This is a genomic window from Elioraea sp. Yellowstone (assembly GCF_006704265.1).
Classification (GTDB): Bacteria; Pseudomonadota; Alphaproteobacteria; order Acetobacterales; family Acetobacteraceae; genus Elioraea.
In genome coordinates this window covers 25,611-31,783 of record NZ_VIKA01000028.1, presented here as the reverse complement: position 1 = coordinate 31,783, position 6,173 = coordinate 25,611, and the positions used below count along the sequence as shown (strand labels likewise).

At 71.9% G+C, this 6,173-nt stretch carries 6 protein-coding genes; 5 read left to right on the top strand and 1 reads right to left on the bottom strand.

All coding sequences use genetic code 11. The features are described from left to right. The coding region (locus tag FK498_RS06480) for a DUF4115 domain-containing protein (RefSeq protein ID WP_141852758.1) at positions 1–664 on the top strand (664 nt) is incomplete at its 5' end. Between the two features lie 28 nt (positions 665–692). Here the strand turns inward: FK498_RS06480 and FK498_RS06475 are convergent. Continuing rightward, positions 693–1,931: a P-loop NTPase gene (locus FK498_RS06475; RefSeq protein WP_141852756.1), complete on the bottom strand. Its 1,239-nt coding sequence runs from the start codon at positions 1,929–1,931 to the stop codon at positions 693–695. Positions 1,932–2,313: 382 nt separating this feature from the next. On the opposite strand from FK498_RS06475, the gene FK498_RS06470 reads away from it, so the two are divergent. From FK498_RS06470 to FK498_RS06455, 4 genes are read left to right on the top strand one after another with little or no spacing between them, the layout of a single operon-like run. Next, complete coding sequence (locus FK498_RS06470; protein WP_141852754.1) at positions 2,314–3,228, top strand: ABC transporter permease subunit; 915 nt, start codon at positions 2,314–2,316, stop codon at positions 3,226–3,228. 29 nt (positions 3,229–3,257) lie between these two features. After that, entirely contained in the window at positions 3,258–4,538 is a 1,281-nt protein-coding gene (gene livM, locus FK498_RS06465; RefSeq protein WP_141852752.1) for a high-affinity branched-chain amino acid ABC transporter permease LivM, read from the top strand. Next, entirely contained in the window at positions 4,535–5,371 is an 837-nt protein-coding gene (locus FK498_RS06460; protein ID WP_141852750.1) for an ABC transporter ATP-binding protein, read from the top strand. Before livM ends, FK498_RS06460 begins: the two co-directional genes overlap by 4 nt. Before the next feature lie 23 nt (positions 5,372–5,394). After that, the gene (locus FK498_RS06455; RefSeq protein WP_141852748.1) at positions 5,395–6,108 is read left to right on the top strand and encodes an ABC transporter ATP-binding protein; all 714 of its coding nucleotides are present in this window, start codon (positions 5,395–5,397) and stop codon (positions 6,106–6,108) included. Positions 6,109–6,173 lie beyond the last annotated feature (65 nt).

The window sequence follows — 6,173 nt, the reverse complement described above, 5'->3', positions numbered from 1 at the left end:
GCCCGCAGCCGCGCCCGAGGCGGCGGCGCCCGCGCCGTCGCCTTCCGGGCCGGTGGTGCTGCGTGCGCGCGCCGACACCTGGCTGCAGCTGCGCGAGCGCGGGTCCGGCAGCATCGTGTTCGACCGCGTGTTGCGCGCGGGCGAGAGCCACGTGCCGCCGGCATCCCGGGACCTCGTGATGACGGTCGGCAATGCCGCCGGGCTCGAGGTGCTGGTGGACGGCGAGCGCCTGCCGCCGCTCGGCCGCGAGGGAGCGGTACGACGCGACCTGCCGCTCGATCCCGAGACGCTGCGCCGCCTAGCCGCGCCTGCGCCTCCCGCAGCGGTGCCGGCGCCCGCCTCGCTGCCGGTCCCTGCGTTCGCGCCGGCCGCCGAGCCCCCGGCGGTCGCCGGCCCTGTCGTGCTGACCGCGCGCGCGGACACCTGGCTGCTGGTGCGCGACCGCGAGAGCGGCCGCGTGCTGTTCGACCGCGTGCTGCGCGCGGGCGAGCGCTATCCCGCGCCCCGGCGCAGCGGACTCGTGATGACGGTGGGCAACGCCGCGGGGCTCGACGTGGCGGTGGAGGGCGAGGCGTTGCCTCCGCTCGGCGGCGAGGGGGTGGTCCGGCGCGACCTGCCGCTCGAGGCCGCGGCCCTGCGCCGGCTCGCGACTGCGGCCCGCTAGGGCGGCTCCCGCGCGTGCGGGAACCGCTTCAGCGGCGGAACAGACCGAACAGGCGGCGGCTCCGGCGCCCCGCCTCTTCGGCGGGCCGGACGGCGGCGATCTCCTGGGCCAGCAGCCTGATCGCGGACCGGAACGGCCCCGCCCTCATCACCGCCGGCTTGCCCAGATTGCCCGCCGCCGGCAACAGGCGCGGCAGATAGGGGACGACGACATCCGGCACGAGCCTGAGCGTCTCCTCGACCTGCTTCTGCGCGAGCCCGCCCGGCCGGCCGGCCTGGTTCAGCACCACCACCGCGCTGCTGGTCTGTGCCGGCGCGTTCGGCAGCGCGTGATAGCGTGCCAAGTCGCGCGCATTGGCGACGTCCGGCGCCATCACCAGGACGCGCTGATGCACCCGGTCGAGCGCCTCGCGCACGAGCGGAGGCAATCCTGCCGGCGCATCGATCACGACATGGTTGAAGCGGTCACGCAGCAGCCGGATCAGATGGCCGATCGCCTCCGGTGCCGCGACGACCGGGCTGGTCAACGCCTCCTCGGCCGCGAACACGCGCAACCGGTCGCTCACCGGCTGGCCGGCACGGTCGAGGAACAGCGCGTCCACCATCTCCGGCGCTTCGATCGCGGTGCGCAGCCCCGCCGAGGCCCGCGCACCCACGAGCAGCGCCGCGGTGCCGGTGTGGAGGTCGAGATCGACCAGCGCGACGTGGCGGCGTGCCTCGTCGGCGAGATGCACCGCCAGATTGGCGGCGATCGTGCTGGCGCCCACGCCGCCGCGCACCCCCGTCACCATGACCACGCGCCCCCCGCGCTGGCCGAGATGGGCCGACGGCCGGTTGGCGATCAGCGGCAGGAAGGTGCGCGAGACCAGATCGCGCGTGAGCGGCTTCGGCAGGTACTCCGTGACGCCCAGGTTGCGGGTGAGATCGCGGTAGAAGTCCACCTCGTCGCGCTCGCCGACCACCAGCACGCGGACATCGGGCTCGCAGACCCGGGCCAGCGCATCGAGCGCCGCGAAGGGCTCGTCGAGACCGGAGATGTCAACCAGCAGCACCTGCGGGGTGGCTGCGCGCGCCAGCAGTTCGGTCGCCGCCGTGATGTCGCCCCGGCGCACCTCGGCGCCGTCTGGCCCGGCTTCCAGCAGCACCTCGCGCAGCACCTGCTCGCTGCGCGCATCGGCGAGGAAAGCCAGCAGCGGCAGGCGTCGGATGCCGGCTGCCAGCGGCGCGGCCGGATCGCCGGACGGCGCGACGGTGCTCTCGTCCTGCATGACGTGCTGGCCTACCCGCACGGGCGTGCCATGCCGGCCTGCTCGCGCCAGGCGCCAAGGGGGGTGGACCGCTCGACCATCGCCACGCCATCGTCCGTGCGACCCGTTAAGACCACGTTGCCGCACCGTCCGAATCGCGTTCCGGCGGCGTGGCGCGGCGGGCGGCGCCGGCAGGAGCGCGGGACAGGCGAGGCGGACTCGATGCCGGCTCCCGGGACTGGCGGGGCGGCCGGGCCATGCCCGATGGGCCGCACGAGGCGGGGCGGGAGATGGTCGCGGCCGCGCTGTCTGCACGCTGACGTCATCTTGCCCGTTGCGGAACGGCTTCCGTCCTGCCAATGCTCGCGGCGGGACGGCTGAACCGGAGTCCAGGGAGACGCGGGTGGACTACGCCCTGCAGCAACTCGTCAACGGGCTGACGCTCGGGATGATCTACGGGCTGATCGCGCTGGGCTACACGATGGTCTACGGGATCATCGGGATGATCAACTTCGCCCACGGCGACATCTTCATGGTGGGCGCGTTCACCTCGCTGATCGGCTTCCTGCTGCTCGGCATGGGCGGGGTCACCTTCGTGCCGCTGGCGCTGATCCTGGTGCTGGTGCTGGCGATGGCCTTCACCTCGCTCTACGGCTTCACCGTCGAGCGGCTGGCCTATCGCCCGCTGCGCGGCTCGTTCCGCCTCGCCCCGCTGATCAGCGCGATCGGCATGAGCATCTTCCTGCAGAACTTCGTGCAGGTGACGCAGGATGCGCGGGTCAAGCCGCTCGAACCGGTGATCCGCGGCGGGGTGGTGCTCGCGACCGGCGGTACGATCGAGGTGACGCTCTCCTACATGCAGGTCGCGATCATCCTGACCACGCTGGTCGTGCTTGCCGTGTTCACGCTGATCATCGCGCGCACCCCCCTGGGCCGGGCGATGCGCGCCTGCGAGCAGGACCGGCGCATGGCCGCCCTGCTGGGGATCGACACCGACCGCACGATCAGCCTGACCTTCGTGATCGGCGCCGCGCTGGCCGCGGTCGCGGGCATGATGTATCTGCTCTACTACGGCGTGATCGACTTCTTCATCGGCTTCGTCGCGGGCATCAAGGCGTTCACCGCCGCCGTTCTGGGCGGCATCGGCAGCCTGCCCGGCGCCGTGCTGGGCGCGCTGCTGATCGGCCTGATCGAGACCTTCTGGTCGGCCTATTTCTCGGTCCAGTACAAGGACGTGGCGGCGTTCTCGATCCTCGCCATCGCGCTGATCTTCCTGCCCTCGGGGATCCTCGGGCGCAACGAGATCGAGAAGGTCTGAGCGTGGTGTCGCGGGTTGCCGAGCGCGGCATGGCAGCGATCGTCAGGGATGCCGGCATCGCCGCCCTGGTCGCGCTCGGTGTCGGCGCGCCGCTGCTCGGGCTGAAGACCGAACCGGCCGGTGGCGGGCTGACGCTCGTTCCGCGCCCGGGCCTGCTGCTGGCCGCCGTCGCCGCCGTGTTCGTCGGGCGGATCCTGGTGGGCCTGTTGATGGCGCGGCGCGCGCTCGTCTCGCCCGCCCCGCGCGCCGTCCTGGTGCCGCCCGGTGTCGGCGCGCGCCTCGGCAGGATCGCCGGGCCGGCCATGCTCGCCTTCGCCCTCGTGCTGCCGTTCCTTCCGGGCGCCGGACGCTACGAGGTCGATCTCGCCACGCTGGTGCTCACCTACGTCATGCTGGGCTGGGGGCTCAACATCGTCGTCGGCCTGGCCGGGCTGCTCGATCTCGGCTACGTGGCGTTCTATGCGGTCGGTGCCTATGGCTACGCGCTGCTGGCGAGGCATCTCGACATCGGCTTCTGGACCGCGCTGCCGCTGACCGGCCTGTTCGCCGCCGGCTGGGGCATCATCCTGGGCTTCCCCGTGCTCAGGCTGCGCGGGGACTATCTCGCGATCGTCACGCTCGCCTTCGGCGAGATCATCCGCATCGTGCTGCTGAACTGGGTCAGCCTGACGGGCGGGCCGAACGGGATGAGCGGCATCCCGCGCCCGACCTTCTTCGGCCTGCCGTTCTCGATGGCCGGCGGCGAGGGCACCTTCGCCGGGTTCTTCGGCATCCAGCCCTCGCCGCTGCACCGGATCATCTTCCTCTACTACGTGATTCTGGCGCTCGCGCTCCTGACCAACTTCGTCACCGTCCGGCTGCGCCGCCATCCCGTCGGCCGCGCCTGGGAGGCGCTGCGCGAGGACGAGGTCGCCTCGCGGGCGCTCGGCCTCTCGGTGGTGGCGGTGAAGCTCACCGCCTTCGCCACCGGCGCGCTGTTCGGCGGCTTCGCCGGCGCCTTCTTCGCCACCCGTCAGGGATTCATCAGCCCCGAGAGCTTCACCTTCATCGAGAGTGCGCTGGTCCTGGCGATCGTCGTGCTGGGCGGCATGGGCAGCCAGATCGGCGTAGCCACCGCCGCGGTGGTGATGATCGGCGGGTTCGAGCTGTTCCGCGACCTCGAGCAGTTCCGCATGCTGGTGTTCGGCATCGCCATGGTGGCGATCATGGTCTGGCGGCCGCGCGGCCTGGTCGCCTCGCGCGAGCCCTCGGTCGCGCTCGGCGAGCGCAGGCGGGTGGACGCCGAGCACGTGGCGGAGGGGCGGGGATGAGTGCCGATCCGATCCTGCTCGTCGAGAACCTGACGATGCGCTTCGGCGGCCTCGTTGCGGTCGATGCGCTCTCCTTCGAGGCCGGTCGCGGCGAGATCACCGCGATCATCGGCCCGAACGGCGCGGGCAAGACGACGGTGTTCAACTGCCTGACAGGCTTCTACCGTCCGACCGAGGGCTCCATCGTCGTCCGCCACGAAGACGGAACGAGCTATCCGCTGCACCGCCTCCCCCAGCACCGCATCGCCAAGTACGCCCGCGTCGCGCGCACCTTCCAGAACATCCGCCTGTTCGGTGGCATGACCGTGCTCGAGAACCTGATGGTGGCGCAGCACAATCGGCTGATGGGCGAGGGCGGGCGGACGCCGTTCGCGCTGATGGGGTTCGGGCCGTTCCAGAAGCGCGAGGCGGCGGCGGTGGAGCGCGCGCGCGCCTGGCTCGACCGCGTCGGGCTCACCCCGCGTGCCGACGACCCGGCCGCCGCGCTGCCCTACGGCGCGCAGCGCCGGCTCGAGATCGCACGCGCCATGTGCATGGAGCCGGTGATCCTCTGTCTCGACGAACCAGCCGCCGGGCTCAATCCGCGCGAGAGCGAAGAGCTCAACGAGCTCCTGCGCTCGATCAGGGCCGCAGGCACCTCGATCCTGCTGATCGAGCACGACATGAGCGTGGTGATGCGGATCAGCGACCGCGTCGTCGTGCTCGACTACGGCCGGAAGATCGCCGACGGGACGCCTGCCGAGGTGCGCGACGACCCGAAGGTGATCGCGGCCTATCTCGGTGTCGAGGAGGAGGAGGCGCTGGCGGTGGACGCGGCGCTGCATCGGCAGTGAGCGCCGCGCCCGCCGGCGTGCCCATGCTCGCCGTCGAGGACGTCACCACCGCCTACGGCGCGATCGTCGCGCTGCGCGGCGTGTCGCTCGCGGTCGGGCGCGGCGAGATCGTCACGCTGATCGGCGCGAACGGCGCGGGCAAGTCGACGCTGATGATGACGATCTGCGGCGATCCCGCCCCGCGCTCGGGCCGCATCGTCTATGACGGACAGGACATCACCGGCTGGCCGACCCATCACATCATGCGCCAGGGCCTCGCCCACGCGCCCGAGGGGCGGCGCATCTTCCCGCGCATGACCGTGCTCGAGAACCTGCGTATGGGGGCCGAGCTGATGGACGGCACGCATTTCGACGAGGACCTGGAGAGGGTCTGCACCCTGTTCCCGCGCCTGAAGGAGAGGCTGTCGCAGCGCGGCGGCACGCTCTCGGGCGGCGAGCAGCAGATGCTGGCGATCGCGCGCGCACTGATGAGCCGGCCCAGACTCCTTCTGCTGGACGAGCCCTCGCTCGGCCTCGCGCCGATGGTGGTGCGGCAGATCTTCGCCGCGATCCGCGACCTCAACCGCCAGACCGGGCTGACCGTGCTGCTGGTCGAGCAGAACGCCTATCACGCCCTCCGGCTCGCTCATCGCGGCTATGTGCTGGTGAACGGCCGCATCACCATGTCCGGCACGGGCTCCGAGCTTCTTGCCCGGGCAGAGGTGCGGGCGGCCTATCTCGAGGGCGGACGGGCGTGAGCCCGCACGCCGGTCGGGCGCATTCCATCCTTTCCGGCGGGCCTGCATGTCATTACGCTGAGCCA